Origin of the sequence: Nocardioides albidus, from assembly GCF_006335005.1 — a bacterium.
GTDB lineage: Bacteria > Actinomycetota > Actinomycetes > Propionibacteriales > Nocardioidaceae > Nocardioides > Nocardioides albidus.
The window spans coordinates 424,503-450,161 of sequence record NZ_VDMP01000025.1 but is presented as its reverse complement, the minus strand read 5'-3'; the positions used below and the strand labels follow the sequence as shown (position 1 = coordinate 450,161).

24 protein-coding genes are annotated in these 25,659 nt (G+C 72.5%); 10 read left to right on the top strand and 14 right to left on the bottom strand.

The annotated features are described in order from the left end of the window. Both FHP29_RS15290 and FHP29_RS15285 read right to left on the bottom strand, forming a co-directional pair. Nucleotides 1-1,759: anthranilate synthase family protein (locus tag FHP29_RS15290; RefSeq protein WP_240044523.1), on the bottom strand; the 1,759-nt coding region annotated here is incomplete at its 3' end. A gap of 140 nt (nt 1,760-1,899) precedes the next feature. Beyond that, nucleotides 1,900-4,434 carry a CHAT domain-containing protein gene (locus tag FHP29_RS15285; protein WP_139623706.1) on the bottom strand — a complete coding sequence of 845 codons (2,535 nt, stop codon included), beginning with the start codon at nt 4,432-4,434 and terminating at the stop codon, nt 1,900-1,902. 111 nt (nt 4,435-4,545) lie between these two features. Here FHP29_RS15285 and FHP29_RS15280 point away from each other — a divergent pair, with 111 nt between their 5' ends. After that, nucleotides 4,546-5,982 (top strand): S8 family peptidase, encoded by a 1,437-nt coding sequence (locus FHP29_RS15280; RefSeq protein ID WP_139623705.1) that lies wholly within the window; start codon nt 4,546-4,548, stop codon nt 5,980-5,982. Between the two features lie 45 nt (nt 5,983-6,027). Here the strand turns inward: FHP29_RS15280 and FHP29_RS15275 are convergent, their stop codons facing one another. Both FHP29_RS15275 and FHP29_RS15270 read right to left on the bottom strand, forming a co-directional pair. Next, nucleotides 6,028-6,489, bottom strand: a complete 462-nt coding sequence (locus tag FHP29_RS15275; protein WP_139623704.1) for a hypothetical protein — start codon at nt 6,487-6,489, stop codon at nt 6,028-6,030. Then, a complete protein-coding gene (locus tag FHP29_RS15270) occupies nt 6,486-7,052 on the bottom strand; it encodes an RNA polymerase sigma factor (RefSeq protein ID WP_192904025.1) in 567 nt (188 codons plus the stop codon). Before FHP29_RS15270 ends, FHP29_RS15275 begins: the two co-directional genes overlap by 4 nt. Before the next feature lie 152 nt (nt 7,053-7,204). Between FHP29_RS15270 and FHP29_RS15265 the strand changes: the two genes are divergently transcribed. Both FHP29_RS15265 and FHP29_RS15260 read left to right on the top strand, forming a co-directional pair. Continuing rightward, nucleotides 7,205-7,594, top strand: a complete 390-nt coding sequence (locus tag FHP29_RS15265; RefSeq protein WP_139623702.1) for a hypothetical protein — start codon at nt 7,205-7,207, stop codon at nt 7,592-7,594. Nucleotides 7,595-7,597: 3 nt separating this feature from the next. After that, nucleotides 7,598-7,915 (top strand): LuxR C-terminal-related transcriptional regulator, encoded by a 318-nt coding sequence (locus FHP29_RS15260; protein WP_139623701.1) that lies wholly within the window; start codon nt 7,598-7,600, stop codon nt 7,913-7,915. 22 nt (nt 7,916-7,937) lie between these two features. Here the strand turns inward: FHP29_RS15260 and FHP29_RS15255 are convergent, their stop codons facing one another. Both FHP29_RS15255 and FHP29_RS15250 read right to left on the bottom strand, forming a co-directional pair. Further along, on the bottom strand, nt 7,938-8,459 hold the full coding sequence (locus FHP29_RS15255) for a MarR family winged helix-turn-helix transcriptional regulator (protein ID WP_139623700.1): 522 nt from the start codon (nt 8,457-8,459) through the stop codon (nt 7,938-7,940). Between the two features lie 9 nt (nt 8,460-8,468). After that, nucleotides 8,469-8,945, bottom strand: a complete 477-nt coding sequence (locus FHP29_RS15250; protein WP_139623699.1) for a hypothetical protein — start codon at nt 8,943-8,945, stop codon at nt 8,469-8,471. 83 nt (nt 8,946-9,028) lie between these two features. Here FHP29_RS15250 and FHP29_RS15245 point away from each other — a divergent pair, with 83 nt between their 5' ends. Both FHP29_RS15245 and FHP29_RS15240 read left to right on the top strand, forming a co-directional pair. Then, nucleotides 9,029-10,267, top strand: a complete 1,239-nt coding sequence (locus FHP29_RS15245; RefSeq protein ID WP_139623698.1) for an MFS transporter — start codon at nt 9,029-9,031, stop codon at nt 10,265-10,267. A 51-nt stretch (nt 10,268-10,318) separates the two neighbouring features. After that, nucleotides 10,319-10,969 (top strand): TetR/AcrR family transcriptional regulator, encoded by a 651-nt coding sequence (locus FHP29_RS15240; RefSeq protein WP_158296586.1) that lies wholly within the window; start codon nt 10,319-10,321, stop codon nt 10,967-10,969. Nucleotides 10,970-10,994: 25 nt separating this feature from the next. On the opposite strand, the gene FHP29_RS15235 is transcribed toward FHP29_RS15240, so the two are convergent. Next, on the bottom strand, nt 10,995-12,743 hold the full coding sequence (locus tag FHP29_RS15235; RefSeq protein ID WP_139623696.1) for a GMC family oxidoreductase: 1,749 nt from the start codon (nt 12,741-12,743) through the stop codon (nt 10,995-10,997). Nucleotides 12,744-12,908: 165 nt separating this feature from the next. Here FHP29_RS15235 and FHP29_RS15230 point away from each other — a divergent pair, with 165 nt between their 5' ends. Continuing rightward, the gene (locus tag FHP29_RS15230) at nt 12,909-14,135 is read left to right on the top strand and encodes a PucR family transcriptional regulator (RefSeq protein WP_139623695.1); all 1,227 of its coding nucleotides are present in this window, start codon (nt 12,909-12,911) and stop codon (nt 14,133-14,135) included. A gap of 72 nt (nt 14,136-14,207) precedes the next feature. On the opposite strand, the gene FHP29_RS15225 is transcribed toward FHP29_RS15230, so the two are convergent. From FHP29_RS15225 to FHP29_RS15215, 3 genes are all read right to left on the bottom strand, one after another. Then, a complete protein-coding gene (locus FHP29_RS15225) occupies nt 14,208-14,402 on the bottom strand; it encodes a ferredoxin (protein ID WP_139623821.1) in 195 nt (64 codons plus the stop codon). A gap of 5 nt (nt 14,403-14,407) precedes the next feature. Next, entirely contained in the window at nt 14,408-15,874 is a 1,467-nt protein-coding gene (locus FHP29_RS23295) for a fatty acid desaturase (RefSeq protein WP_139623694.1), read from the bottom strand. Between the two features lie 165 nt (nt 15,875-16,039). Continuing rightward, entirely contained in the window at nt 16,040-17,416 is a 1,377-nt protein-coding gene (locus tag FHP29_RS15215; protein ID WP_139623693.1) for a DUF445 domain-containing protein, read from the bottom strand. A gap of 233 nt (nt 17,417-17,649) precedes the next feature. Between FHP29_RS15215 and FHP29_RS15210 the strand changes: the two genes are divergently transcribed. Then, nucleotides 17,650-17,967: a hypothetical protein gene (locus FHP29_RS15210; protein WP_139623692.1), complete on the top strand. Its 318-nt coding sequence runs from the start codon at nt 17,650-17,652 to the stop codon at nt 17,965-17,967. Between the two features lie 216 nt (nt 17,968-18,183). Here FHP29_RS15210 and FHP29_RS15205 read toward each other — a convergent pair whose 3' ends face one another. After that, nucleotides 18,184-18,546, bottom strand: coding sequence for a hypothetical protein (locus FHP29_RS15205; protein WP_139623691.1), 363 nt, complete (start codon nt 18,544-18,546; stop codon nt 18,184-18,186). An 86-nt stretch (nt 18,547-18,632) separates the two neighbouring features. After that, nucleotides 18,633-20,867 carry a HelD family protein gene (locus FHP29_RS15200; protein WP_139623690.1) on the bottom strand — a complete coding sequence of 745 codons (2,235 nt, stop codon included), beginning with the start codon at nt 20,865-20,867 and terminating at the stop codon, nt 18,633-18,635. A 171-nt stretch (nt 20,868-21,038) separates the two neighbouring features. Here FHP29_RS15200 and FHP29_RS15195 point away from each other — a divergent pair, with 171 nt between their 5' ends. Then, nucleotides 21,039-21,662 carry a TetR/AcrR family transcriptional regulator gene (locus tag FHP29_RS15195; RefSeq protein ID WP_139623689.1) on the top strand — a complete coding sequence of 208 codons (624 nt, stop codon included), beginning with the start codon at nt 21,039-21,041 and terminating at the stop codon, nt 21,660-21,662. A 15-nt stretch (nt 21,663-21,677) separates the two neighbouring features. Here the strand turns inward: FHP29_RS15195 and FHP29_RS15190 are convergent, their stop codons facing one another. Then, nucleotides 21,678-22,439 carry an enoyl-CoA hydratase-related protein gene (locus FHP29_RS15190; RefSeq protein WP_139623688.1) on the bottom strand — a complete coding sequence of 254 codons (762 nt, stop codon included), beginning with the start codon at nt 22,437-22,439 and terminating at the stop codon, nt 21,678-21,680. Nucleotides 22,440-22,964: 525 nt separating this feature from the next. Further along, nucleotides 22,965-24,155: a RimK family alpha-L-glutamate ligase gene (locus tag FHP29_RS15185; RefSeq protein ID WP_139623687.1), complete on the bottom strand. Its 1,191-nt coding sequence runs from the start codon at nt 24,153-24,155 to the stop codon at nt 22,965-22,967. A 23-nt stretch (nt 24,156-24,178) separates the two neighbouring features. Here FHP29_RS15185 and FHP29_RS15180 point away from each other — a divergent pair, with 23 nt between their 5' ends. Beyond that, the gene (locus tag FHP29_RS15180; RefSeq protein ID WP_420813427.1) at nt 24,179-24,712 is read left to right on the top strand and encodes an ATP-dependent zinc protease family protein; all 534 of its coding nucleotides are present in this window, start codon (nt 24,179-24,181) and stop codon (nt 24,710-24,712) included. Beyond that, nucleotides 24,699-25,658, top strand: coding sequence for a succinylglutamate desuccinylase/aspartoacylase family protein (locus FHP29_RS15175; RefSeq protein WP_139623685.1), 960 nt, complete (start codon nt 24,699-24,701; stop codon nt 25,656-25,658). Before FHP29_RS15180 ends, FHP29_RS15175 begins: the two co-directional genes overlap by 14 nt. Nucleotide 25,659: the final 1 nt, after the last annotated feature.

The window sequence follows — 25,659 nt, the reverse complement described above, 5'->3', positions numbered from 1 at the left end:
CGTCGCCGACGCGGCCCACGAAGGTGTTGTAGAAGCCCACCCGCTGCGGCCGGCCGTCGAGGAGGACGGTGGCCTGGGTGCCCTGGAAGACGATGTCCTTGTAGGCGAGCGGGATGCCGAGCTGGTGGCACAGCGCCTGGTGTCCGAGGCAGACGGCGACGAAGGGCCGCTCGTTGGCGAGCAGCCAGGCCACGGCCGCGCGGAGGTTGGCCATCTTCGGATCCGCGTCGTCACGCGGGTCGCCGGGACCGGGGCCGACGATGACGAGGTCGTACCCGTCGAGCACCCCGTCGGCGTACTCCTCGTGCCGGATCACGGAGCTGGTCATGCCCATCCGGGCGAGCATGTGGCGCAGCATGTTCACGAAGTCGTCCTCGCCGTCGAGGATGACCGCGGACTTCCCGGCCAGCCGCGGGTCGGCGGGCGTCCCGGCCTGGTCGGCGAGCCAGAAGCCGGAAAGCCGGTTGTTGCGGGCGTTGAGGGCGATCAGCACCTCCTCGTCCGCGACCAGGTCGGCGACCGGCACGTCGGGGATCGGCGCGGCCGGCACGAGACCGAAGGCGGAGAGGATGCCGCCCGCCTTGGCGTGGGTCTCGGCGACCTCGTACGCCGGCACGGAGTCGCGCACGAGCGTGGCACCGGCGGTCACCTTCAGCTCGCCGGCGGGCGAGACGTCGGCGGTGCGCAGCACGATCGGGCTGTCGAGGACGGGCTCGCCGGTCTCGTCGCGGCCGAAGATCGCGAGCGCGGAGGCGTAGTAGCCGCGGCCCTCGGGCTCGTAGGCCTTGATCAGCCGGCAGGCGTTCTCGACGGGCGAGCCGGTGACCGTGGCGGCGTACATGGTGTCCCGCAGGACCTCGCGGACGTCACGGGCGGTGCGCCCGGCGAGGAGGTACTCGGTGTGGACGAGGTGCGTCATCGGCTTGAGGAACGGGCCGAGCACCTGGCCGCCCTCGGTGCAGATGTCGCACATCATCTTGAGCTCCTCGTCGACGACCATGAAGAGCTCGTAGATCTCCTTCTCGTCCTTGAGGAACTCCCGCAGCCGCGCCTCGGTGCTGCGGGTCTCGCCGGCGGGCGGGCGCAGGTGGAAGGTGCCGGAGATCGGGTTCATCCGGACGTCGCCGCCGTGGACCGAGACGTGCCGCTCGGGCGAGGCGCCGATGAGGAAGCGGTCGCCGGTGAAGAAGACGAAGGTCCAGTACGCGCCGCGCTCGCGCTCGAGGAGCCGGCGGAACACGGTGAGGGCGACCGACGGGCCGAAGTCGGCGACGACGGCGCGGTAGTTGCGGCCGACGACGAGGTTGGCGCCCTCGCCCTGGCCGATCTCGCCGTCGATGATCGCTGCGACGATCTTGGCGTAGTCCTCGTCGGAGGTCTCGAAGCCGCCGCGGTCGGTGAACTCCACCTCCACCGGGTCGATCGCGTCGACGACGTCGGCCACGGAGAACTCGTGCTCGGACTGCACGTCGACGACCACGAGCGGCGTGCCGTCGTCGTGGGCCTCGAAGCCGCGCTCGGAGACCTGGCGGAAGGGGACGGCGACCAGCCGGTCGCAGATGTGCCCCGGCTCCGGGACGCCGGTCTCGAGCGGGATGTCCATGATCGACTCGACGACGCTGCGGGTGCCGCCGAGCACGCCGACGGTGTCGCGGTCGCCCGCGCGGGTGGAGCGCCGGATGATCGCCCAGGCCTCGTGCCCCTGGACGGCCGCGATGGCTTCCCGGGCGGTGAGAGGGGCGCTGGGCTGTTCAGACATGGCTGCAGCCTATGCGGGCCGCGTGCCCGACCGCCCGACGGTTTCGGATGGTGCACGAACGATCCACGGTTCGCACGTTTTCCGGCCAGGACGCAGCGATTCCGGCCGAACGGGGGATCGTTCGTGCACCGCGCCGATGCTCACACGCCGAGTGCCAGGAATGCCGCGGCAGTGCCCGCGGCCACCGGGTCGCCGACGGCCCGGCGTCGGACCTCGCACAGCGCGGTGGCCGGGTCGCGCCCGGCGGCGAGCGCGGCGTGGAGGTCGACCATGAGCGCGGCGGTGGCGGCGTCGTTGACCTCGCCGACGCTGCACACCAGGCCCGCGGTGCCGAGCGAGAACAGCGCCGCGGCCAGGCCCAGCAGCTCCTCCGCTCCGACCGGAGCGAGGACGCCGGACTCGCAGGCCGAGAGCACGACGCGGTACGGCGCCCGCGGGATCCGCTCCAGGTCGTGCACGGTCAGGGGTCCGTCGGCCAGGTCGAGCGCGGAGAACAGCGGGCTGTCGGCGCGGAACCGCCCGTGCGCGGCCAGGTGGACCAGGCCCGCGCCGTCGAGGTGGGTCAGCACCGCGTCGAGGGTGGCCCGGGGGCCGTCGAGCAGCACCGCCTCGCGGTGGCGCTCGGCGAGGACCGGCACCTCCGCTCCACCGCTCGCCAGCGCCGGGCCCGCGACGAGGACCGTGCTGGCCGGCTCCGGACGCGGCGTTGCTCGGGCGCGCAGCCACTGGCCGGCCGACGGTACGACGGCGAACGGGCGGTCGTGCAGCGTCGGGAGCAGCGACCAGGCCAGTCCGTGCAGGCGCGCGGTCGGAGCGAGTACGACCGGAGCGTCCGGAAGCAGACGCACCGCGTCGCCGAGGATCGCCTCTTGCAGCCGCACGCCGAGGGCAGCGGTGTCGGCGGGGCGGCCGCGCGCCGCCCGGCGCAGCAGCATCGCGGCCGGGCCGAGCAGCGCGGCGATCTCGTCGAGGGTGCCGGCCACGCGCCGCCGGACCCTGCCGGCGTGGGCGACCACGACGTGCAGTGTCCCGTCGACGTCGACCAGCTCGACCAGTGCGGTGTCTCCGGTCGCGGCGAGGATCTGCTCGACGCTCGCCGGCCGTTGCTGAGCCGCTGTCGTCGCCGACAGCGTGTGGCTCTCCGCCCGCACCGCCCGCTCGAGCCGCAGCCGCTCCCGCTCGAGCTCATCGGTCGGCGCGCCCTCCTGCCGGGCCTCCGCCAGTTGTCGCCCGTTGTCTCTCAGCGCCGCGAGCGAGGCGGGGATGGTCGTGGCGTCCGACGTCGCCGGCGGCTGCGCCAGCGCCGTGGCTCGCGTTCGCTCACTCCACCGCAGCAGGGTGCGCGCGTCAGAGGCGGCGTGCCGCAGGGCGATGGTCGTCAGCTCGCGGCCGTGCGTGGTCGCCAGCGCCCGGAGCTCGGACGACCCGATCAACCGCCGGTGCTCGTCGATCGCGTCGAGCCCGGCAGCGGCCGCCCGCAGGACGCCGCCCCGGTCGCGCGTCTCCTCACGCGACAGGGCCTGGGCGTGCCAGGCGCCGGCGCGGACGAGGGCGTTCGGGTGGTGGCGGTACGACGCCGCGCGGCTCCAGAACTCCGCCCTGTCGGCGCCCGTCGCCAGGCGACCGGCGATCGTCAGGGCGAGTGGCGCCTCGTCCGCTCCCTGGGTGTGCAGCTCGTCGGCGACCGCCGCCGCCTCCTGGGCCAGGCCGCGCACGTCGTCGAGCGCGAGGCGCGCGCGGACGGCGGTCAGCCGCGCACGGAGGCGGAACCAGGGCCGGTCCTGGCTGCGGAACAGCTCCACCGCACGACGGGCCGTGTCAGCGGCCTGGGTCGGCTCGTCGGCGGCGAGGAGGGCCCGGGCGAGCGCCGCGAGGAACTCGGCTTGGTCCAGAGGAGCGAGCTCCCCGTCGAAGCTCCGCATCAGGGCGACCGCGTCCGACGGCAGGCCCGCCGCCAGGTAGGCATCGGCGAACCGGGCGACCACCTCGAAGATCACGGGTCGGCCCGCTGCCGCCGCCGCGTCGACCGTGTCGCCGAAGCGTCGGAGAGCTGCGGCGTGGTCGCCGCGGGCGAGTGCGACCTCCGCGAGGCTGCTCAGGGTCGAGAGCCGGTCGACCCAGGCCCCTTCCTCGGCAAGGATCCTCGCGGCCTCGCTGACCTCGTTCTCGGCGTCGTCCACCCGCCCGAGGTGGAGGTGCACGTGTCCCAACCATGCCCGGGTCCGCGCCTCCCAGCCACGGTTCCCGCACCGCACCAGCTCGTCCAGCGCACCCCGCAGCACCGGTGCCGCCTCCACGTGCCGGCCGAGCATGGTCAGCACTGCCGCAAGGCGCATCGCCACCTTCGCCGCGACCTCGCCCGTCGCCCCGTCCATGGCCGCTTCCAGCTCCCGCAGAGCGATGCCCGAGCGTCCCACGAATGCCAGCGTCACGCCGAGCGTGGCCCGGACGTCTCGAACGCGATCCGGATCGCCGACCGTCATCGCGGCGACGAGTCCAGCCCGGAGCACGTCGAGCGCCTTCTCGGCGTGACCGCCGTCGCGCAGGACGATGCCGAGCGCCTGCAGCGCGAACGAGCGGCCGAGGTCGTCCGTGTCCGGCGCGGCGAGGAGCTCCTCCGCGCGCCGGCGGGCCCGTTCGGGCTGGTCCAGCGCCAGGTCCAGCAGTTCCTGCATGGCAGCCTCGACAGGAAGAAGGGCGCGAACTCCTTTACGGCGCCGCGGGGCAGCACTACGTTAGCGCCGCCCGGTGCAATCGGCCCGAGCCCTCCCCCCTCAGGAGCGGCCATGTCCACGTCCGACGGTCCTACTCGCTCGAACAACCCGCTCAGCGCGCTGCTCCGGCTGCTCCGACTGCCCTGGGGCAGACCTCGCTCCGAACCAGCCGACGTCCGTCCGACCGATCCCGCCGAGCTCGGCCGCGAGGTCCGGCGGGTCCAGGCCGGGATCATCCGCGATGCGTTCAAGGGCGAGGTCGCGACTGCCGGCCCGGAGAACAGCCCGGTGAAGGACGACGCCGACCTGACGTACCTCTACCGCCCGGGGCACCTCCTGGTGCAGGCCGAACGTCTCGACGAGGTGCTGACCTGGTTCCGCGAGCGTGGGGAGGACTTCGGCGGCGAGCCGGAGCCGGTCGAGGAGCCGATCAAGGGCCGGCTGGTCACGATCCGGCTCCCGTCCCGACGTGACCGCGCCGACGACGTGCTGGCGACGCTCGACGAGCTCGACGACCACTTCGGTCGTCAGGACGACGCCGACAGTCCGCCCGTCGCAACGCCCGATCACATCATGTACGTGACGACCAGGGGCGGACTCTGCCCGGCCACCGAGCCGGAGGTCCCCCGGAGTCGCACGCCCTGGCCGCCCCAGGAGGCGGACCCGACGCCGGCGCCCGACCCGAAGGACAAGATCCGGGTGGCCGTGGTCGACACCGGGCTCTGGATGGAGGCCATCGACAGCGATGCTTCGCCCTGGCTGGAGTCGGACGACGTCTTCGCCGACGCCACCGACGAGGAGCGCGTCGACCGGACCGCGATCCACCCGTACGCCGGCCACGGCACCTTCGTCGCGGGCGTGATCAGCTGCCTGGCCCCGGAGACCCGGATCGAGGTCGAGGGACTGCTGACCCGCGGAGGCGCCATCTGGGAGTCGAGGATCGTCCGGCAGCTCGACGAGGCACTCGGCGACGACAACCATCCCCAGCTGGTCAGCATCTCCGCCGGGACCCACACCCGGTGCGGTCGTCCTCCGCTGTCCTTCGCAATGCTCGCCGCTGAGCATCGCCTCGCCGAACGCGACGACGTCCTCGTCATCGCTGCCGCCGGCAACGACGCCAGCGACGAGAAGTTCTGGCCGGCGGCCTTCTCGTGGGCGGTGTCGGTCGGCTCGGTCGACCCGGACCGCAAGGTCTCGGACTTCTCCAACTACGGCAAGGACTGGGTGAAGATCTACGCCCGCGGCCGCGACCTGGTGAACGCGTTCCCGGTCGGCGCCTACACCTGCCACGAGCCTCCGCACGCCGGCATCGTGCGGAAGTTCGACGGGCTCGCCCAGTGGAGCGGCACGTCGTTCTCGACGCCGATCGTGACCGGGCTCGTCGCGGCGGTCATGCGCGACAAGAGGATCCCCGCCCGGGCCGCGTGGCAGGCGGTCGAGGCGACCGCCATCGACGAGCACGACACGCGCATCAACGAGGACATCCGGATCGTCGGCCCGCTGACCTGAGGTCTCGAGGCTCGTCACTGGCGCTCCACGCACCTCGACCAGCGCTCAGAGCGTCACCCAGGGCGTGGTGAGCGACCACCCGCCCTGCTCGACCACGAACCGAACGGTGCCGGAACGCACGCCCTCGAGCCGGAAGAACCCGCCGGCGTCGGTCTCGGCCGACTGGGCGTCGGCGTCGGGGCGCTCCAGCAGCACACTGGCGGGCTCGCTCGCGGACGCCGCCTCGCCGGTGCCGATCACCTGACCGAGCAGCACCTCGCCGTCGACCTCGATCTCGAGCGTCAGCCCGCTGTGCCCGAAGGACAGGGTGCGCGGCTCGGCACCACCAGGGCCCGAGCGGACGGCGGCGCCGGCCTCCAGCGCGGAGTCGTGGAGCAGCTCGGCCAGCTCGGCGTCGACCGAGCGCCAGGTGAAGGCGGCGCGGGCCGCCGTACGCCGGCGCTCGCTGACCGCGGTCTCGTCAGCCACCGCCTCGCCGAGCAGGGCCATCAGCTCGTCGTCGTTCACGAGATCACCTCCACCAGTCGCCGCAGCGCGGGGGTACGACGCAGCTGCTCGAGCGCGCGGGCTCGCGTCGGCCCGATGCTGCCGATCGGGATGCCGAGGCGCCGGCTGATCTCCTCGTAGCCGACCGGAGGGTCGGTGAGCAGGAGCAGGAGCAGTGCGCGCCGCGCCTCGGGCAGCTCGGCGAGCGCCTCGCGCAGCAGCTGGCGGCGCTCGGCCGCCACGAGGTCGATGCCGGCGTCGTCGTCGACCACGGCGTCGAGGCCGACCGGGTCCTGCGGGTCGACGGGGCGGACCCGGCCGCGGGCGGCCAGCAGGCGCAGGCACTCGTTGCGGGTCGTCGTCCGGATCCAGCCCGGGAGCGCCGCGGGCTCGCGCAGGTCTCCGAGGTGCTCGACGAGGCGCAGCCACACCGTCTGGCTGACGTCGTCGCCGTCGGCCTCGGAGAGCCGGTAGCCACGGATGATGGCGTCCACGAGGGGGATGAAGCGGTCCACGATCGTGTCCCACGCATGCTGGTCTCCTTCCCGCGCCGCGGGGACGAGCGTGGACAGCGGGTCTGGCACGGATGAATCGTCCCGCACATCAGACCCGCGAGCCAGTGCCGTTGATACGGCGAGATTGCTCGTATCAACCGGCCCCCTCCGGACGTCCTCCTTCCGTCAGACCCCCTGCATCCACGCGGCACCTCCCCGCGGCTCCCCGGAAGGAACCCGTCATGACCTGGAACGAGACCCACGAGCGCATCCGCATCATCCGCGAGGTCGAGGCGGCGGCCGCCGCCGACATGAGCGGCGCCGTCCCCTGGCGCGAGGAGTGGCGCCCCTACTTCGACGGTCCGGTCGCCCTGGTCGCCGCCCTCCGCTCCCGCTGGCAGCACATGTGCGAGGCACAGCTCGACGTCGACGCCGGCGAGGACGCCGTCGACGACACCTACGCCCGACTGCGCCGCACCCAGGCCGGCGTCCTCCTGATCCTCCGCCGGTACGCCGCGGGCACCCCCGGCGCACCGGCGGTCCTCACGCTGGCGGGTCCGCGGCTGTCCACCTCCCTCCCGTCGCGGGCCCGCCGGCTCCACTTCCGCGGTGGCCCGACCCTCCCGGCCTGAGCGATGCTCGAGCTGACCTACGCCGCCGCCTGCCGCCTCGGGGCGCTGGGCCGTCGCGAGCGCCAGGTGCTCCGGCTGATCGCGCTCGGTCAGTCGGAGTCGTCGGTCGCGGCCCATCTGGGCCTGAGCGCGGAGACGGCCTCGTCCCTGTGCGCCGAGGTCTTCCGCGCGCTCGGGCTCACACCGACGGCGTACCTCGACAGACGTCTGCTCGCGGTCCTCACCCTCCGCCAGGCGGATCAGCTGGTGCAGTCAGCGAAGGACCTCGGCAATTCCTCGCGTTCTCGGCCAGTGGGGGGTCGGTGCGACGCGAGCGGGTGACCCGTCCGGACCTCCGGACGGGTCACCCCCCGCGGGAGTCGGACTCGCGCTCCTCGGCCCGCACGGTCACCTTCTTCAGCAGCCGGTTGAGGGTCGCCAGCTCGCGCTCGGTGAGCGCCTCGGCGAGGTCGTTCTCGGCCTCGCCGCGGATGTCCATCGCCCGCCGCCAGATCTCGATGCCGGCCTTGGTGACCTCCACGATGACCCGGCGACGGTCGTCCACCGACGGGGTCCGCCGGATCCAGCCGGCCCTCTCGAGACCGTCGAGCCGGCCGGTCATCCCGGCGCCCGAGACGCCCAGCTCGGTGGCGAGCTCGGTCGGCGAGGCCGAGCCGGGGGTGTCGCGGATCATCAGCACGTGCAGCGTCTCGTACTCGAAGTCGGTGAGCCCGACCTCGGCGACGGCGCGCAGCTTGGCCCGGCGCAGGTATCGGTCGATCCGGTTCACCCGGACGAACACGCCCTCGACGACCTCGTCGAAGGCCACGTCGAGCCAGTGGTCCTTCCACCGCGCGACGTGGCGGTCCGTCCAGTCCTCGGCCATGGCCGAACGCTACTGCGCCCTGTGCCGGCGTCCGCGCCAGCGCCCGGCGAGGCCGGCGCCGACCAGCATCGCCGCGACCAGCGGGAACATGGAGGACGGCGAACGGAACCAGAGGTACGTCGACGGCAGGTCCTGACTGAGCTCGAAGAAGCCCTCGATGTCGGCGAGGAACCACACGAACGGCACCAGGCCCCAGAGCAGGCCCGCGAGCACCGGCCCCAAGCCCGAGAGCCGGCCGCACGCCGCGACGCCCATCAGGATCACGCCGCCGAGCAGTATCAGCAGCAACTCGTCGGTCGTCCCCGCGTTGCTGAAGTTGCGGATGCGCTCCTCGTAGTACTTGCCGGCGCCGTAGTCGAGCACCAGGACGCCGACCGGCGTGAGCCCCAGGGCGAGGACCACGCTGGCCAGATGGCGCAGCACCATGGACGAGCCGCGCGGGCTCGGGGGCGGCGGGAGGAGGTACGCAGCGGCAGACTCGGTCATGGCGCGAGCCTGCCCTGGGCAGGACTCGCCCGAAACAAGTATTTCGTTGGCGAATACTTCGATAGCGAAGTAGCCTCCCTCCGATGACCGCGCCCTCCCCGCTCCGCTCTCGCGACTTCCGGCTGCTCGTCGGCGGCGTCGCGGTCAGCGGCCTCGGATCGGCGATGACGCCGGTGGCGCTGGCCTTCGCGGTCCTCGACCTCGGTGGCACCGCCACCCAGCTCGGCCTCGTCGTCGCCGCGTTCTCGGCAGCCGAGGTGCTCACGATCCTGTACGGCGGCGTGCTCGGCGACCGGCTTCCGCGGCAGCTCCTCATGCAGGGTTCGTCGGCGGCGACCGCCGTCAGCCAGGCCGCGTGCGCCGCGGTGCTCATCACCGGCCACGGCTCGCTGTGGTTCCTCACCGCGATCGGGATCGTCAACGGCTGCCTCGGCGCGATCGCCCAGCCGGCCTCCAACGCGATGACCCGGTCGACCGTCGCCGACGAGCAGCTCGGCCGAGCGGTCGTGCTGCGCAGCCTGGCGACCCAGACGGCGTTCGCGGTCGGGTTCGCGGTCGCGGGCGTCCTGGTCGCCGTGGCCGGCCCGGGCTGGGCGATCGCGGTCGACGCGGCGACGTACGCCGTCGCGGCGGGGCTGTTCGCGATGATCCGCGCGACCGGAGCGCGCGCGGGCGAGCGGGAGCGGCTCCTGGCGCAGCTCGCCGACGGCGCCCGCGAGGTGCTGCGCCACACCTGGCTGTGGCTGCTCATCGGGCAGGCGCTGCTCTACCACCTGTGCTTCGGCGGGGTGCAGGGCGTGCTCGGACCCATCGTCGTCAGCGACACGTGGGGCAAGGAGGCATGGGGCTGGGCGCTCTCCGCGCTCATGGCCGGCTTCGTCGCGGGCGGCCTGATCGCGCTGCGCTGGCGGCCGCGCCACCTGCTGCGGTGGGGGGTGCTGATGCTCTCGCTGACCGCGGCCTTCCCGCTCGCGATGGCGCTTGCGGACGACCTCGCGCTCCTGCTCGCCGGCGCGTTCGTGCACGGCGTCGGCCTGCAGCTGTTCAGCGTCGGCTGGGACCTGGCGATCCAGGAGAACGTCGCCGAGGAGATGCTGGCCCGGGTCTACTCCTTCGACCTCGTCGGCTCGTTCGTGTGCCGCCCGCTCGGCCTGGCCCTGACCGGTCCGGTCGCGGCCCTCGTCGGCACCGACGCCTGGCTGCTCGTCGTCACCGCGGTGATCGGACTCAGCTCCCTGGCCGCCCTGACTGCGCCGTCGGTGCGGCGACTGACCCGCCGGGCCGGCCCGACGGCGACCGCGGAGCCCGCGGCGACGCGGTGACGGGCGACCTGAATCCGCATCAGGTTCAGATCGCCCGGATACACTCCGCCGGTGTCCTCCGTCGCCGCCGACCCGTCCGAGTCGGGCCGCCGGCGGCTCCCCGCCCAGGCCCGGTCGCGGGAGCGGGTGGAGCGGATCCTGGACTCCGCTGCGCGCCTCGTGGTGTCCAACGGCGTCGACGGCCTGACGACACGCTCGATCGCCGAGGCCGCAGGGCTCCCCGTCGCCTCGCTCTACCAGTACTTCGCGGACAAGGAGGCCGTCCTGCTCGCGGTCTGCCGGCGCGACATGGCGGAGATGGACGAGCAGGTCGCCAGCGACCTGGCAGCCGTCTCCGAGCTCACCGTGCACAGCCTGGTCGAGACGTCGATGCGGGCGTTCGTGGCCGTCTACCACCGCCGACCGGCGTTCATGCAGATCTGGATGCGCGGGCGGGCCAACCCGGCGGTCTACGACTACGGCCGCCACCACAACCGGCGGATCGCCGCCAACCTGCTCGCCCTCGGCGTGCAGGCCGGGCTGCTGACCACCGATCGGTACGACGACGACGAGATGTCCGCCATCGCCGAGCTCGCCGTCGAGGTCGGCGACAAGGCCCTCCAGCTCGCGTTCCAGCACGATCCTCAGGGCGACCCGTTCCTCGTCGACCAGGCGGTCGCGCTGGTGGCGGACTATCTCGAGCGGGTCACGAGCGACCGCTGACCTGCGGGAGCGCCGCGCGCCGCCGTCATGCGGGCGCCTCGCTCCTCACGACGTACAACGGGAGGCGCAGCGCGGCCGGTGCGGTCGGGGGCACCGCCACCCGCACCGGCGCGATCGGGGAGAGCCGCTGGTAGCCGGCTCCGAGGTCGGGGCGGCCGTCGGCCTCACCCCGGTTGGGCCACACCGCCATCGCGCGCTCGGCCTGCGCGGTGATGGTGAGGCTCGGGTTGACGCCGAGGTTCGCGGAGATCGCGGCGCCGTCGACGACGTGCAGGCCGGGATGCCCGTAGACCCGGTGGTAGGCGTCGATCACGCCCGTCTCCGGGGAGTCGCCGATCGGGCAGCCGCCGAGGAAGTGCGCGGTCATGGGGATGTTGAAGATCTCGCCGGTGGTGCTGTACGACCCGCCGTCGATCTTCTCGCTGATCCGGCGCACCACCTCGTTGCCGGCGGGGATCCAGGTCGGGTTCGGCTCGCCATGACCCTGCTTCGAGGTGAGGCGCACCCGGTCCCCCCGGCGGATCCGCCGCCCCTTCGGGAACACCGTGAGCGAGTTGTCGCTGGTCTGCATGACCAGCGCGATGATCGTGCGCTCGGGCCAGCTGCCGAGGCCGGCGTACACCGACAGGAGCAGCAGCGGGTGCCGCAGCGCCTGCCCGAGCCAGCGCAGCCAGCGCGGGGTCCGGCCGCCGCCGTCGGTCATCAGGGTGAGCAGCAGGCCCATCAGGCCCGAGCCCCTGCCGTAGCGCACCGGCTCGACGTGGGTGACCTCGTCGGGGTGGATCGACGAGGTGATCGCGACACCGTGGTGGAAGTCGTACTCGCCCCTGTTGCGCAGCTTGGTGCTCGACGCGCACAGCGCCTCGGAGTTGGTTCGGGTGAGGTGGCCGAGCCGGTCCGAGAGCCCGGGCAGGTCGCCGGAGCGGTGCATCCCGTGCAGCAGCTCCTGGGTGCCCCAGGTGCCCGCGGCCAGCACCACCTGGCCGGCGGTGATCGTCGTCGTACGACGTGCAGAGCGGCCCGAGCGGTGCGTGACGACGTCGTACCCGCCGTCCTGGCGCGGCCGGATCGCGGTGACGGTGGTGCGCTCGCGGACCTCGGCGCCGATCCGCTCGGCGAGGTAGAGGTAGTTCTTGAGCAGCGTGTTCTTGGCGTTGTGGCGGCAGCCGGTCATGCACTCGCCGCACTCGAGACAGCCGCGGCGCTCCGGCCCGGCGCCCCCGAAGTACGGGTCCGGGATCGCCTCGCCCGGCCGCTTGCTGTCACCGGGGCCGAAGCAGACGCCGACCGGGGTGGGGCGGTAGGTGTCGCCGACGCCCATCTCGTCGGCGACCTCCCTCATGATCACGTCGCTGGGCGTGACGGTCGGGTTCTCGACGACGCCGAGCATCCGGCTGGCCTGGTCGTAGTAGGGCGCCAGCTCGGCCTTCCAGTCGGTGATGTGCGCCCACTGCGGGTCGTTGTAGAAGGCGTCCGACTTCGGTTGGTAGAGCGTGTTGGCGTAGACCAGCGAGCCGCCGCCGACACCCGCGCCGGCGAGCACGACGACGTCGCGCAGCAGCCGGATCCGCTGGATGCCGAAGCAGCCGAGGCGCGGCGCGAAGAGGAACTTGCGCACGTCCCAGGAGGTCTTCGCGAACTCCTCGTCCGCGAACCGGCGACCGGCCTCGAGCACGAGCACCCGGTAGCCCTTCTCGGCGAGACGGAGTGCGGTGACCGAGCCGCCGAACCCGGAGCCGACCACGACGACGTCGTACTCGAAGTCAGTGCGCATGCGGAGGCACCCCCATGGGAGCGGCAGGGCCCCTGTGTCGGGCCCGCCTGTGACCGCCCAGTCCACCCGGTGACGGTGGTGGCGCGCTCATGGCGACGATCCAAAGAACCGCGGGCGGGTTGTCATCCTGCACAAGGACCGTCGCCCGCGCCCTAGGCTGGCCGGGTGAGCGCGTCCGAGCCGTCCGATCTCGCACCGTGGCTGTTGACGTACGTCGCGGAGCAGGCTCAGCCCGAGCAGGTCGACGCCTGGGCCGATCGCGTCACCGCGGCGATCCTGCGCGAGATGCCGGAGGTCGCCCTGGTCGACGGCCTGGACGAGGAGCTGCGGGCGACCGTGCGGGACCACTGGGTCGCCTTCCTCGGCGACTTCGCCCAGCCCGAGCAGCACTTCCACCTGCCCGAGCGGGCCCGCAGGCTGTCCGTCGACATCGCCGACCGGCAGCTGCCGCTGGAGTCACTGATCCGGTTCTACCGGGTCGCCCAGCAGGAGGTGTGGGCCTATGTCAGCGAGGTGATCCGGGCGCTGCCACCGGGCGAGATCGACCGCGCCGACGTGCTCATGTACTTCTGGAACCGGGCCGGCGTGTGGCTCGACCAGTCGATCACCGAGTCGATCGACACCTACCAGGCCGCCCGTGCGCAGGTGCTCGCCGGTGCGGCCGCCCAGCGCTTCGAGTCGGTGCGCTCGGTCCTCGCCGGTGAGCTCACCGATCCCCGGGAGGCCTCGGCCGCCCTCGGCGGCTACCCGATCTCCGTGCACCACACCGCGGTCGTGCTCTCGGTCGGCGACGCCGAGCAGGCCGGCGTCCTCGAGCCGCTCGCCGCCGAGCTCGCCAGGCACATCGGCGCGGCGAAGCCGCTCGTCGTCAAGCCGGGCGGGCGCCAGCTGTGGATGTGGCTCGCCACCCGCGACGAGCCCGACCTCGCCGGACTCGCCGCGTCGGCCGCGGACCTGCGCCGGGACAGCGTCGTGGCCGGCATCGGGTCCGCGACCCCCAACATCGCCGGCTTCGTCGCCTCGCACCGCGAGGCCCAGGGCACCCTGCGGGTCACCGTCCCCGACACCGACTCCTGGCTGGCCGTGTACGCCGCCGTGGAGCTGCCCGTCCTGCTCGGCTGCTCCCCCGAGGTCGACCGGTTCATGGCCCGCCAGCTCGGCCCGCTCGCCGGCGACGAGGAGAGCGTCGCCCGGATCCGCGAGACGCTGACGGCGTACCTCGACAGCGGCGGCAGCGCGGAGGACGCGGCGCGGGCGCTGGTCGTCCACCGCAACACCATCCGCTACCGCCTCACCCAGGCCGAGGACCTGCTCGGCCGCCCGGTCGGCCGGATCGACCCCGAGCTCGCCGTCGCGCTGCGCCACCACGCCCTGTTCCACCGAGGCCGATGACCGGCGTGGCCGATGAACAGCACCGAAGGCGCACCCGGCAGGTGGGTGCGCCTTCGGCGGTCAGGGGTGGGATCAGCCCTCGAGGGTGAGCGCCAGGACCGGACAGGCCTGGACCGCGGCGTACACGTGCGCCCGGTCGGACTCCGGCGGGTCGGCGTCGAGGACGTTGACCAGCTCCTCGTCGTCGTCGACCTCGAAGTAGTCGTCGGCCATCGACTCGCACATCCCGAGACCCTCGCACTTCGACCTGTCGGCCACGATCCGCATCGCACTCACGCTCCGACCCCGACGTGGCGACGGGGCTCGACGGCGGTGAAGTCGACCTTCTCGCGCACACCGCAGTCCGGGCAGCACCAGTCGTCGGGGATGTCCGTCCACGCCGTGCCGGCGGCGAAGCCCTCCAGCTCGTTGCCCTCGGCGACCTCGTAGGTGTAGCCGCAGCCGGGGCACTGCGCGGCCAGCACCTCGCCCTCGAACGCGCGCGCGCTGGTGTCGGCCCGGAGCGCGGCCTCGCGGGCGAGGAGCTCGGCCGGCACGGGGTACTTCCGCAGCAGCCGCTCCCGCTTGGCCGGGTGCAGGTTGGCGCGGCGCAGGTCGCCGTCGTAGTGGTCCAGCACCCGCTTGTCCATCAGCGCCCGGAAGGCCGGTGGGAAGAGGGCGACGACGATCATGCCGGTGTAGCCGGTCGGCAGGACGGGAGCGTCCTTGAAGTCACGCAGGGTCTGGTAGCGCCGGGTCGGGTTGGCGTGGTGGTCGCTGTGGCGCTGGAGGTGGTAGAGCAGCACGTTGGTCGCGATGTTGTTGGAGTTCCACGAGTGCGCCGGCGTCACCCGCTCGTAGCGCATCTTGCCGGGCGTGCCGACCTTCTGGCGCACCATGCCGTAGTGCTCCATGTAGTTGACGACCTCGAGGAGCGAGAAGCCGACGAACGCCTGCAGGGCCAGGTAGGGCAGCAGCCCGAGCGGGTTGACGTCGTACGCCAGCGCGAGACCGAGCATCAGCCCGCCCCACAGCACGACCGTCATCAGCCAGGCGTTGAGCACGTCGTTGCCGAGGTGGAAGGGATGCGTGCCCTTGCGCTGGTAGCGCTTGGCCTCGAGCTCCCAGGAGCTCTTCAGGGAGCCGAGGACGGTGCGCGGCCAGAACCGGTAGACGCTCTCGCCCATCCGGCTCGACGCGGGGTCCTCGGGCGTCGCGACGCGCACGTGGTGCCCGCGGTTGTGCTCGATGTAGAAGTGGCCGTAGAACGTCTGCGCCAACGCGATCTTCGAGGCCCAGCGCTCGACCGACTCCCGCTTGTGCCCGAGCTCGTGGGCGGTGTTGATCGCGACGCCGCCGACGACGCCGATCGAGATCGCCAGACCGACCTTCGCGGCGACGGAGAGGTCGGCGGTCGCCAGGTAGCCCATCGCCACGACGAACCCGACGTACTGGACGGGGAGGTAGAGGTAGGTCACCCACCGGTAGTACTTGTCGTTCTCCAGCGCCTCGATGACCTCGTCCGGCGGGTTGGTGTCGTCGTACCCGGCGACCAGGTCGATGAGCGGGATCAGCGCGAAGAAGACGACGGGGGTGAGCCAGAACCACAGGGCCTGACCGGTCGCCTCGAACAGCGCGATGCCGGCGATGGGCGTGGTCGGGACGACGAGTCCCAGGACCCACAGGTAGCGCTTCTTGTCCTTCCAGGGCGCCTGCTCGGCGCCCGTCGCGGCGCCGGGCCCTGCCTCGTTGCTGGCCATCTCGTCCTCCTCGGAACTGGTGGCGACGACCTCGTCGCCGGATGTCTCAAGCCTGCGCCGGAGAGGCCCTCCGCTTCTCGGACGAGCGCACAACCTTGCGGGCTGCGTTGGGCCTCGTGCACAACCGGAGCCGGTCGGGTCGGTGGTGCGGTCAGTGGGCTGCGGTCAGTGGGCGAGGTGCTCGAGCAGCAGGACCTGGCCCTCGCCGACGAGGAAGCCGAGGATCGCGCCCACCATGATCAGCGTCCGCTCGTCCTGCTGGAAGGCCGGGCGCAGCACGCCCTCGAACTCCGCGGGCGTCATCGCGACCATCTTGGTCGCCATCGTCGTCCTGATCTCCAGCGCCTCGTCGAGATAGTCGTACGCCGGAGCGAGCACCCCGGGCAGGCGCTCGACCAGCTCGGCGGCAGCTGCCTCGCTTATCGGCCCGGCCTGCGCCACCGCGAGGCCGGCCGAGCCCGCGGCGCGCAGGGGCGCGCCGACCGCGCCGGTCAGGCCGCCGACGACGGATCCGACCGTCTCGCCGAGACCGTCGAGCACGGCACCGCCGGGCAGGTCGAGGCTGCGCAGCGCGCGGCGCGCGTGCCGGTCGAGATGCCGGTCCAGGTCGAGCAGCTGGGACCGGACGTGCTCCTCGATGATCGGTGCGAGCAGTCCGGCGACCCGGTCGGACCGCGGGCCGGTCATCACCGCGGTCACGAGGTTCTCGGCGGTGAGGACCCGGCTGGCGATGAGCACGCCGTACTCCTCGGAGACGGGGATCCGGTGCTTGAGGAAGAGGCCCTGCCAGGTGATCACGCCGAGGTACTTGGTGGGCTCGCGCGGGGTGAAGATCAGCCGCAGCGCCGCCCAGTCGGTGAACCAGCCGGTGAACAGGCCGAAGACCGGCATCAGCAGCGGCTCGTGGAACAGCGCCCAGCACACGACCTGGACCAGGCCGATGCAGAAGCCGAAGCCGAGCCCGCTGCGGCGGATGAAGGTGAACTCGCGACGCCCGACGTCGAGGAACATCGACTCCAGGATGTCGGGGTCGGACAGGAACTGCTCGGTCACCATGGCGCGCAGGTCGAAGACCTCGTCGATGTTGTCGCGCAGCGCCTCGACGAACGCGGGGATCAGGTCGGGCGCCAGCTCCTGGGCGCGCTGCACGATGGCGTCCCGGCCGGCCCTCGGCAGCAGGTTCCAGACCGCCGGCTGGTACTCCTCGACGATCTGGGGCGCCACCGTGGCGACCGCCTTGCGCAGCGGACGCTCGATCCGGCGAGCGAGCTCGTCGCCGTCGATGCGGTCGATGATCTCCTCGGCGCTGATCAGCCGGCCGGTCAGCGTCTCGCAGAGCACGTCGACCATCTGCGGAGCACGCCGCGGGATGATGCCCTGCCAGCCCAGCGGGCCGATCCCGCGGCGTACGTGCGGGCGGAACATCATCTTGATCGCCACCAGCTTGGTGAACCAGCCGATGACCGCCGCCATCACCGGCATCGCCGCGTAGATGGGCCAGTTGGCCTGGAGATCGTGGACGATCTCGCTCGTTGACTGCATCTGCTTCTCCCTGCCTGAGAAGGGTCCCGCGCCTGAGGGGACCGATGTTCAACGGTCACAAAGTGACGCGCCGCGTCCTACGGCGAGCGGGCCAACGAGCAGCGCGCTCTCTGTGCGGGATGCACAAGAGCGGGAGGGGCTGCGCGCCGGAGAGTGGTGCCGTCACGACGCACCGTGTCCGTGACCACACCCCGATGACACACCCCCGAAGATCCCCTCCAGAGGAGACAGCCATGGCCACCGCGACCACAAGCACCCGCAGCAGGTCCACGTCGAAGAAGTCGGCGAAGAAGTCGGCGAAGAGCACCCCGATCACCGACTACCTCTCGGACCTGATCGACACCACCAAGGACGTCGTCGACGACGTCGTGGACGCCGCCGGCAAGCTCGAGAGGTCGGCGCGCACCCGCAGCAAGGAGGCGCGCGACAAGATCCTCCCGTCCGACAAGGACATCAAGAGCCTGCGCAAGCGCACCCAGAGCCTGACCGACCAGGTCGAGAGGATCACCCTGCGCGGCGGCTCGTCGAAGTCGACCAAGAAGGACAGGTGAGCGACGGGTCCCGCACGGCCCGATCGAGGAGCGCGACGCCCCACGATGATCGACCTGGATCCGATCAAGCCCGTCGATCGGATCCAGGTCGATGTTCGTTCCGGGCCGAGGTCTCAGTCCCAGCCGGCCCGCCGAACGCGATCGGCCGGGAGAGGTCCACCAACAGCGCGGTCCCGACGACCGCGAGAGTGAGGTGCCCGAGGACGCCCGGGAGCGTCATCGGCCCGGCCGCAGGAGGATGACGAGGCCGGCCACCGCGGCGGCGGGCACGGCGACGAGCGCGGCCAGCACGCCCCAGAGGCTCTCGGGCATCACCGCGGTGAGACCGCCGCACAGCACGACCGGCGCCATCAGAGCTGCCCCCAGCCACGGCGATCGCTCCATGACCAGGCACGCGTACGCCGCCGCCGCGCTCAGCAACACGCAGGCCCACGCGATCAGCGCGGCGCCGTGCCGGGCCTCAGCGACCGCCTCCTCGGTGGGCTCGAAGTACACCTGCGCGCCGAGGCCCTGGACCATCAGGACCAGGGCCACCGTCACCACGGCCGCCACGGCGACCGCCCTCAGCATCCGTCTCATCCCCCGATGGTCGACCGGATCCGGCCGGGGCGACCGCGTCGGCGTACTCACCCCGGGTGGCCCCTTCGGGCCAGTGCGGAGCGCGGTCAGCCGACGGTGGTCAGCAGCTGGGTGGCGCGGGTGAGCACGACGTACAGGGTGGCGCGGCCGGTGGCCGACTCGTCCTCGATCTCCTGGGGCCGGACCACGACGATGGCGTCGAACTCCAGGCCCTTGGTGTCGAGACCGGTGAGCACGACGACCCGGTCGTCGCCGGACGGGGCGACCGAGGAGTCGATGGCGGCCCGGGCGCCGGCGGCGTCGTGGGCGAGCTCGGGCCACGACGCGAGCCAGGCGTTGACCTCGGAGCGGCGGGCGACGGGGACCACGATGCCGACGGTGCCGGAGACCCGCCCCGCGACGTCCAGCACGGCGGCGCGGGTGGCGGCCTCGAGGTCGGCGGCGCTCGCGTCCGCGGGCAGCTCGACGGCGACCGGCTCCTCGCCGGTGCGGCGTACGGCGTCGGGGAGGTCGGCGTCGAGCCCGACCCGCTCGGCGTACGCGGCGGCGTGGGCGTAGATCTCGGCGGAGTTGCGGTAGTTGGTCGAGAGGTGGAACGAGTGGATCTGCTTGCGCTCCAGCGCGGCGGCGCGCGCGGCGTCCGACTCGGCCGGGACGGGCCACGACGACTGGGCCGGGTCGCCGACGATGGTCCAGGAGGCGGTGCGGCCGCGACGGCCCACCATCCGCCACTGCATCGGCGTGAGGTCCTGGGCCTCGTCCACGAGGACGTGGGCGTAGCCGTCGTCCTCGATGCTCGACACCGGCGGACGCCAGGCTCGGCCGGACGGAGCGAACTCGCGGTCCGAGGCCGTCATCAGCTCCTGGATGTCGACGGCGCCCTCGATGAGCGCGATCGGGTCGTCGCGCTCGTCGTCGGCCTTCTGGGGCACGTCGCCCAGGGCGTAGCGCAGCTCGTCGAGCAGCGGCACGTCCTCGATCGCGATCTGCGGGCTGATCGGACGCGACGGGTCGAGGTCGGCCCAGGTCTTGAGCAGCAGTCGCTGCTCCTCTCCGGACAGCAGTCCCTCGGCCACTCGCGCCAGGAACTCCGGATCGCGCAGCCAGCACAGCACGGTGGGCGCGTCGAGCGGCGGCCACCAGGCGAGGGCGAAGTCGAGGAAGTCGTCGCGCGAGAGCATGTCCTCGTTGAACCGCTCGCGCCCCTGCTCGCGTCCGCGCTCGCCGCGGACCTGGCGCCACAGGGCGTCGAGCAGCGCGTGGGAGACCCGAGGGAGCTGCTTGTTGCGCAGTCCCTGCGACATCAGCTGCCGGCGGACCTGACCGAGCTTGCCGCGGTCGAGGACCAGCCTGTCGTCGCGCCAGAACACGCGGAACTCGCGCGGGCTGCCGGGAGCCTGCTGGCGCGCCGTACGACGCATCAGCTCGGCCATCCGCGCCGAGCCCTTGATGTCGGCGACCGCCGGCTCGTCGTGCCGGGTCGCCCGCACCTCGTCGACGACCTCACCGAGGCTGCGCAGCGCGACCGCGGTCTCGCCGAGCGAGGGCAGCACCCGCTCGATGTAGCGCATGAACACGCCGGAGGGCCCGACGACGAGCACGCCGCCGCGCTCGTAGCGCTGGCGGTCGGTGTAGAGGAGGAAGGCCGCGCGGTGGAGCGCGACGACGGTCTTGCCGGTGCCGGGACCACCGGAGATCGTGACGACGCCCCTCGAAGGCGCGCGGATCGCCTTGTCCTGCTCGGCCTGGATGGTGGCGACGATCGAGTGCATCGAGCGGTCGCGGGCGCGGGAGAGCTGCGCCATCAGCGCGCCCTCCCCGACGATCGGCAGCTCGCGGCCCTGCTCCTCGGCAGCGGCGATCCCGTCGGCGTCGAGCAGCTCGTCCTCGACGCCCACGACACGCCGGCCGGTGCTGCGCAGCACCCGGCGGCGCAGCACTCCGTGCGGCTCGGCGGCCGTCGCCTGGTAGAACACCGCGGCGGCCGGGGCGCGCCAGTCGATCAGCAGCGACTCGTGGTCGTCGTCGCGCAGGCCGATCCGGCCGACGTAGCGCGGGGCGGCGTCGATCGCCGCGTCGAGGTCGAGGCGTCCGAAGACGAGTCCCTCGTGGGCGGCGTCGAGCTGCGCGATCCGCTTCGCGGCCTGGAAGACCATGGCGTCGCGCTCGACGAGGCCGCCCTCGTGGCCGAGACGGCCGCGCGAGTGCCCCTCCCTCGCGAGCTGCTGGGCGGCGACGCCCGCCTGCTCCAACTGCCGGTAGACCCGGTCGACGAAGGTCTGCTCCGCAGCGACCTCGCGCTCCACCAGCTCGTCTGCCACCGCTCGTGACCCCTGCCGTCCGCACTCGTTCCTGACCACCGCGCGAAGGCGGCAAGCCACCAACTCTACAGGCGCCCGACGTCGAACCATGGACCGGACGGCGAACACCCACCAAAGGCACTACTGTTGTCGAGAAGGTCTGATGCATCGGGTGTCCAAGGGGGGAACACGATGAGTACGACGGCTGGGGCGACGATCGCCCGTAAACCGAATCGCCGCGGCGTGGCCGCGCGCGAGAAGCTGCTGTCCACGGCGGTCCAGATGCTCGGGACCGGCCGCCCGGAGACGGTCTCGATCAACATGGTCGCCAAGGAGGCCGGGCTCAGTTGGGGCTCGGTGCAGAACCTCTTCGGCGACTCCGACGGGTTCTGGTCGGCCGTGGCCGACCAGATCGCGGAGGTCGGGCACGATCTGTGGGCCGAGCCGCAGAGCACGACGGTCGCCGGCCGGGTGGCGGAGGTGGCCGACCTCTACCGGTCGGTCCTCGAGTCGCCGTACGCCGTCACCGTCGAGACGATGCGCTGGGCCCTGCCCCGACCGCTCGCCGTGCTCGCCGAGACCCATCCGCGCACAGCTGCCTCGATCAGCCGGCTCGACGAGCTGGCGGCGCTCGCCTTCGTCAACTTCTTCGACGACGTTGAAGGCTTGGACGACGAGCGCAAGGCCACCATGTCGGAGGTGCTGCCGGCCATGCTGCGCAGTCTGCGCAACGAGCGGCTGCTCGGCACCGACATCGACATCGATCGTGCGCACCGCACGATCGTGTCGATGATGACGGCGTACCTCGAAGGCTGAGCCCAGCCGCGTTCCTCAGCTCTTCTTGCGGCTGAGGAACGCGGTCATCGCCGCGCGCGCCTCGTCGGAGCCGAACAGGCGGGCGCTGAGCTCGACGAGCTCCTCGCCGTGCGCGTCGATGCGCTCGAGCAGCTCGGCGGCGAGCAGTCCCTTGGTCTCCCGCAGACCCTGCGCTGCGCCGGTGGCGATCCTCGCGACGACGTCGTCGACCTTCGCGTCCAGGTCGGCGGCGGGCACCGCGAAGGTCGCCAGTCCGTAGTCGGCGGCCTCGGCGCCGGTGAACACCTCGCCGCCGAGGGCGGTCCAGGCCAGCCCGCGCGGGGTGAGCCGCGGGAAGACGGTCAGCGAGATGACCGCGGGGGTCAGGCCGAGCTTGACCTCGGTCAGCGCGAAGGTCGCGTCGTCGGCGACCACCACGACGTCGGACGCGGCGACGATGCCGATGCCGCCCGCGCGAGCGGCGCCCTCGACGACGGTCACGACCGGCTTCGAGAGCGCGACGATCTGCCGCTGGAGCGCGACGATCGCCCGCGCGCCCTCCTGCATCGGGGTGGTCGCCGCCTCCGACAGGTCCGCGCCCGAGCAGAACACCCGCCCGGACGACTTCAACACGACCACGCGGACGTCGCCGTCGGCGTCCACCGCCACCAGGTGAGCCACCAGCTCCGTGATCAGCTGGCGGGAGAGCGCGTTGCGGTTGTGCGGCGAGTCGAGGGTGATCGTCGCGACGCCGTCGGCGACGTCGAGGTGGACCAGCTCGGCGGGTGCGTCAGTCATACGCACCATTCAATCGGACGGCGTGGGCTCCGACCCCCCGTCTTACCCGTCTGACCCTGTCTTGCCGCCGGACCAGGCCCGGCGGCACCGGGCTCGACCGCGCGGCCGGCAGCGTGTCGCCCGCGCGCAGCGCATCGGCGGCAAGGGCGGGCCGAGCGAAGCGAGCGCCTGCCCGCAGCCGCCGATCGGCGACACGCTCGCTGTCTTGCCAGGTCTTGCCGCCGGACCAGGCCCGGCGGCACCGGGCTCAACCGCGCGGCCGGCAGCGTGTCGCCCGCGCGCAGCGCATCGGCGGCCAGGGCGGGCCGAGCGCAGCGAGCGACCGCCCGCAGCGGTCGATCGGCGACACGCTCGGCCCAAGACCACAGCGAAGCGTCTTGCCGCCAGGCGGAGGTGGGACCTACCGGACTCGACCGCGCGGCCGGCAGCGTGGCGCCCCTGCGCGCAGCGCATCGACGGCAAGGGCGGTCCGAGCGCAGCGAGCGACCGCCCGCAGCCGCCGATCGGCGACACGCTCGGCCCGAATCAATCAGAATGGATGGGCTGCTTGGGGAGCTTCTTGACCCGGGCCCGGCGCTTGGGACGCGCGGGGATCATCGAGCGCATCTCCTCCAGCTTGCCGAAGCACAGCAGCCGGTCCTCGGACTCCAGCACGTGGTGCGGGTAGGGGTTCGGGATGACGACGGTGCCGCGGTGCAGGGTCAGCACGGTGATGTCGCGCTCGCGCAGCCCGGAGTTGCCGAGGGTCTTGCCGACGAGGTCGGCGTCGCCGTGGACGACGAGCTCCGCGACGCCGTACCCGGTGGAGACCGACAGCCGCTCGCGCACGTCGATCTGCGGGAAGGCGACCTGGTTGTCGATGTAGTCGATGATCGCGCCGGCGACGTCGAGCTTGGTCGCGGTCTCGATGCCCTCGAGGCCCGGGGAGGAGTTGACCTCCATGACGAGCGGGCCGGCGTAGCCCTCGAGCATGTCGACGCCGGCGACCTTGAGGCCCATGATCTGGGCGGCGCGGACGGCGACCTGCTCGTAGGCCGGGTCGAGCTCGACCGGCTCGACGGTGCCGCCGCGGTGCACGTTGGAGCGGAACTCGTCGCCCTGGGCGACCCGCCGCATCGCGGCGACCACCCGGTCGCCGATGACGAGGGCGCGGATGTCGCGGCCCTTGCTCTCCTTGACGAAGCGCTGGATGAGCACCTGCTGCTTGGTGCTCTGCAGGGTCTCGATGATCGCCTCGGCGACCTTGATGCTGGGCGCGAGGATGACGCCGATGCCCTGGGTGCCCTCGAGCAGCTTGATCACGACCGGCGCCCCGCCGACCCGCTCGATCGCGGGGATCACGTCGGCACGGTCGCGCACGAACGTCGTCGCGGGCATCCCGATGTGGTGCCGCGACAGGATCTGGGTGGCGCGCAGCTTGTCGCGGGAGTTCGCGATGCCGTTGGCCGTGTTGGGCGTGTAGACGTCCATCTGCTCGAACTGGCGTACGACGGCGGTGCCGAAGTAGGTGATCGAGTTGCCGATCCGCGGCAGCACGGCGTCGTAGTCGGAGAGCTGCTTGCCGCGGAACTGCAGGTCCGGGTCGTCACCGGACAGGTCGATGGCGAAGCGCAGGGTGTTGAGCACCTTCACCGTGTGTCCCCGGTCGAGGGCCGCGGTGCGCAGGCGCTGGGTGCTGTAGGACCGCGGAGCGCGGGAGAGGATCGCGAGCTTCATTCCCCGACCTGATCGGCTGGCGTGTGGATTCCTGCTTGGATGGGCCTGTGCCCACGCCCCATTCAAGCAGCCCTTCCGCCGTTGCGGGATGGCGAGAGTGGGTGCGGCTTCCGGGACTCGGGGTGGGACCGGTCAAGGCCAAGCTCGACACGGGCGCTCGTACGTCGGCGCTGCACGCCTTCGACCTCGAGGAGTTCGAGCGCGACGGCGCCCCCTGGGTCCGGTTCTCGGTGCATCCGTGGCAGCGCTCGGCGGAGGACGCCGTCCTCGTCGAGAGCCCCGTGCACGACCGCCGTACGGTGCGCAGCTCCACCGGCCACGCCCAGGAGCGGATCGTGGTGCTGACCGAGATCGAGCTGCTCGGGCAGACCGTGAGCACCGAGGTGACCCTGACCCGTCGCGACGAGATGGGCTTCCGGATGCTGGTGGGGCGGGAGGCGCTGCGCCAGGGCTTCCTCGTCGACTCAGGACGCTCGTACCTCGGTGGCCGCCCGCCGCGGAAGGTCCGGCGCAAGAACCGCGGACGTGCGGAGGCGGCGGTCGATGGCCCTGCGTGAGTCGTTCGCGATCGGCAACGTCCGCGTGCGGGCCGGCTCCGCCAAGGAGGTCGAGCTCCCGATCACCCGGCTGGTGACCGGCGGTGACATCAGCCTGCCGGTGCGCGTCGTCCACGGGCGGGAGCCCGGGCCCACCGTCTGGGTGAACGCCGCCATCCACGGCGACGAGGTGATGGGCGTCGAGGTGGTCCAGCAGCTCGTGGCGAGCTTGTCGCCGAAGACGCTGCGCGGCACCGTGCTCGCCGTGCCCGTCGTCAACGTCTTCGGGTTCATGACCGGCGACCGCTACCTGCCGGACCGCCGCGACCTCAACCGCTCCTTCCCCGGCTCGGCCCGCGGCTCGCTGGCCAGCCGGATCGCGCACCTGTTCATGACCGAGGTGGTCGGCAAGTGCGACGTCGGCATCGACCTGCACACGGCCTCCGACCGGCGTACCAACCTCCCCCAGATCCGCGCCGACCTCGACGACCCCCGCACCCGCGAGCTGGCCGAGACCTTCGGCGCGCCGGTCATGCTGCACGCCCGGCTGCGCGACGGCTCGCTGCGCCAGGCCGCCCGTGACCGCGGCGCCCGCGTGCTGCTCTACGAGGCCGGCGAGGCGATGCGCTTCCAGGCCGAGCCGATCGCCGTCGGCGTCGCGGGCGTACGACGGGTGCTCGCCTCGCTCGACATGATCGAGCCCGACCCGGCCTGGGCCGACCACCCCGCGCCGGCCGAGTCCCGCTCCAGCGCGTGGGTCCGGGCCCGCGGCACCGGCATCCTGCACCTCGAGGTCAAGCTCGGCGACCGGGTGGACAACGGGCAGCGCCTGGGCGGCCTCTCCGACACCTTCGGCCGGCGGGTCCGGCTGGTCCACGCCGACCGCGACGGCATCGTGATCGGGCTGACCCGCGCCCCGATCGTCAACGCGGGCGACGCGCTCGTCCACATCGCCACGCCCGTCTGAC

Bases quoted from the DNA above. Each gene is read 5' to 3' on its own strand.
- FHP29_RS15215 (WP_139623693.1), bottom strand. From the start codon at position 17,416: ATGCAGTCAACGAGCGAGATCGTCCACGATCTCCAGGCCAACTGGCCC.
- FHP29_RS23295 (WP_139623694.1), bottom strand. From the start codon at position 15,874: ATGGCCAGCAACGAGGCAGGGCCCGGCGCCGCGACGGGCGCCGAGCAG.
- FHP29_RS15225 (WP_139623821.1), bottom strand. From the start codon at position 14,402: ATGCGGATCGTGGCCGACAGGTCGAAGTGCGAGGGTCTCGGGATGTGC.
- FHP29_RS15210 (WP_139623692.1), top strand. From the start codon at position 17,650: ATGGCCACCGCGACCACAAGCACCCGCAGCAGGTCCACGTCGAAGAAG.
- FHP29_RS15195 (WP_139623689.1), top strand. From the start codon at position 21,039: ATGAGTACGACGGCTGGGGCGACGATCGCCCGTAAACCGAATCGCCGC.
- FHP29_RS15265 (WP_139623702.1), top strand. From the start codon at position 7,205: ATGACCTGGAACGAGACCCACGAGCGCATCCGCATCATCCGCGAGGTC.
- FHP29_RS15235 (WP_139623696.1), bottom strand. From the start codon at position 12,743: ATGCGCACTGACTTCGAGTACGACGTCGTCGTGGTCGGCTCCGGGTTC.
- FHP29_RS15245 (WP_139623698.1), top strand. From the start codon at position 9,029: ATGACCGCGCCCTCCCCGCTCCGCTCTCGCGACTTCCGGCTGCTCGTC.
- FHP29_RS15260 (WP_139623701.1), top strand. From the start codon at position 7,598: ATGCTCGAGCTGACCTACGCCGCCGCCTGCCGCCTCGGGGCGCTGGGC.
- FHP29_RS15175 (WP_139623685.1), top strand. From the start codon at position 24,699: ATGGCCCTGCGTGAGTCGTTCGCGATCGGCAACGTCCGCGTGCGGGCC.
- FHP29_RS15190 (WP_139623688.1), bottom strand. From the start codon at position 22,439: ATGACTGACGCACCCGCCGAGCTGGTCCACCTCGACGTCGCCGACGGC.
- FHP29_RS15280 (WP_139623705.1), top strand. From the start codon at position 4,546: ATGTCCACGTCCGACGGTCCTACTCGCTCGAACAACCCGCTCAGCGCG.
- FHP29_RS15205 (WP_139623691.1), bottom strand. From the start codon at position 18,546: ATGAGACGGATGCTGAGGGCGGTCGCCGTGGCGGCCGTGGTGACGGTG.
- FHP29_RS15250 (WP_139623699.1), bottom strand. From the start codon at position 8,945: ATGACCGAGTCTGCCGCTGCGTACCTCCTCCCGCCGCCCCCGAGCCCG.
- FHP29_RS15285 (WP_139623706.1), bottom strand. From the start codon at position 4,434: ATGCAGGAACTGCTGGACCTGGCGCTGGACCAGCCCGAACGGGCCCGC.
- FHP29_RS15255 (WP_139623700.1), bottom strand. From the start codon at position 8,459: ATGGCCGAGGACTGGACGGACCGCCACGTCGCGCGGTGGAAGGACCAC.
- FHP29_RS15185 (WP_139623687.1), bottom strand. From the start codon at position 24,155: ATGAAGCTCGCGATCCTCTCCCGCGCTCCGCGGTCCTACAGCACCCAG.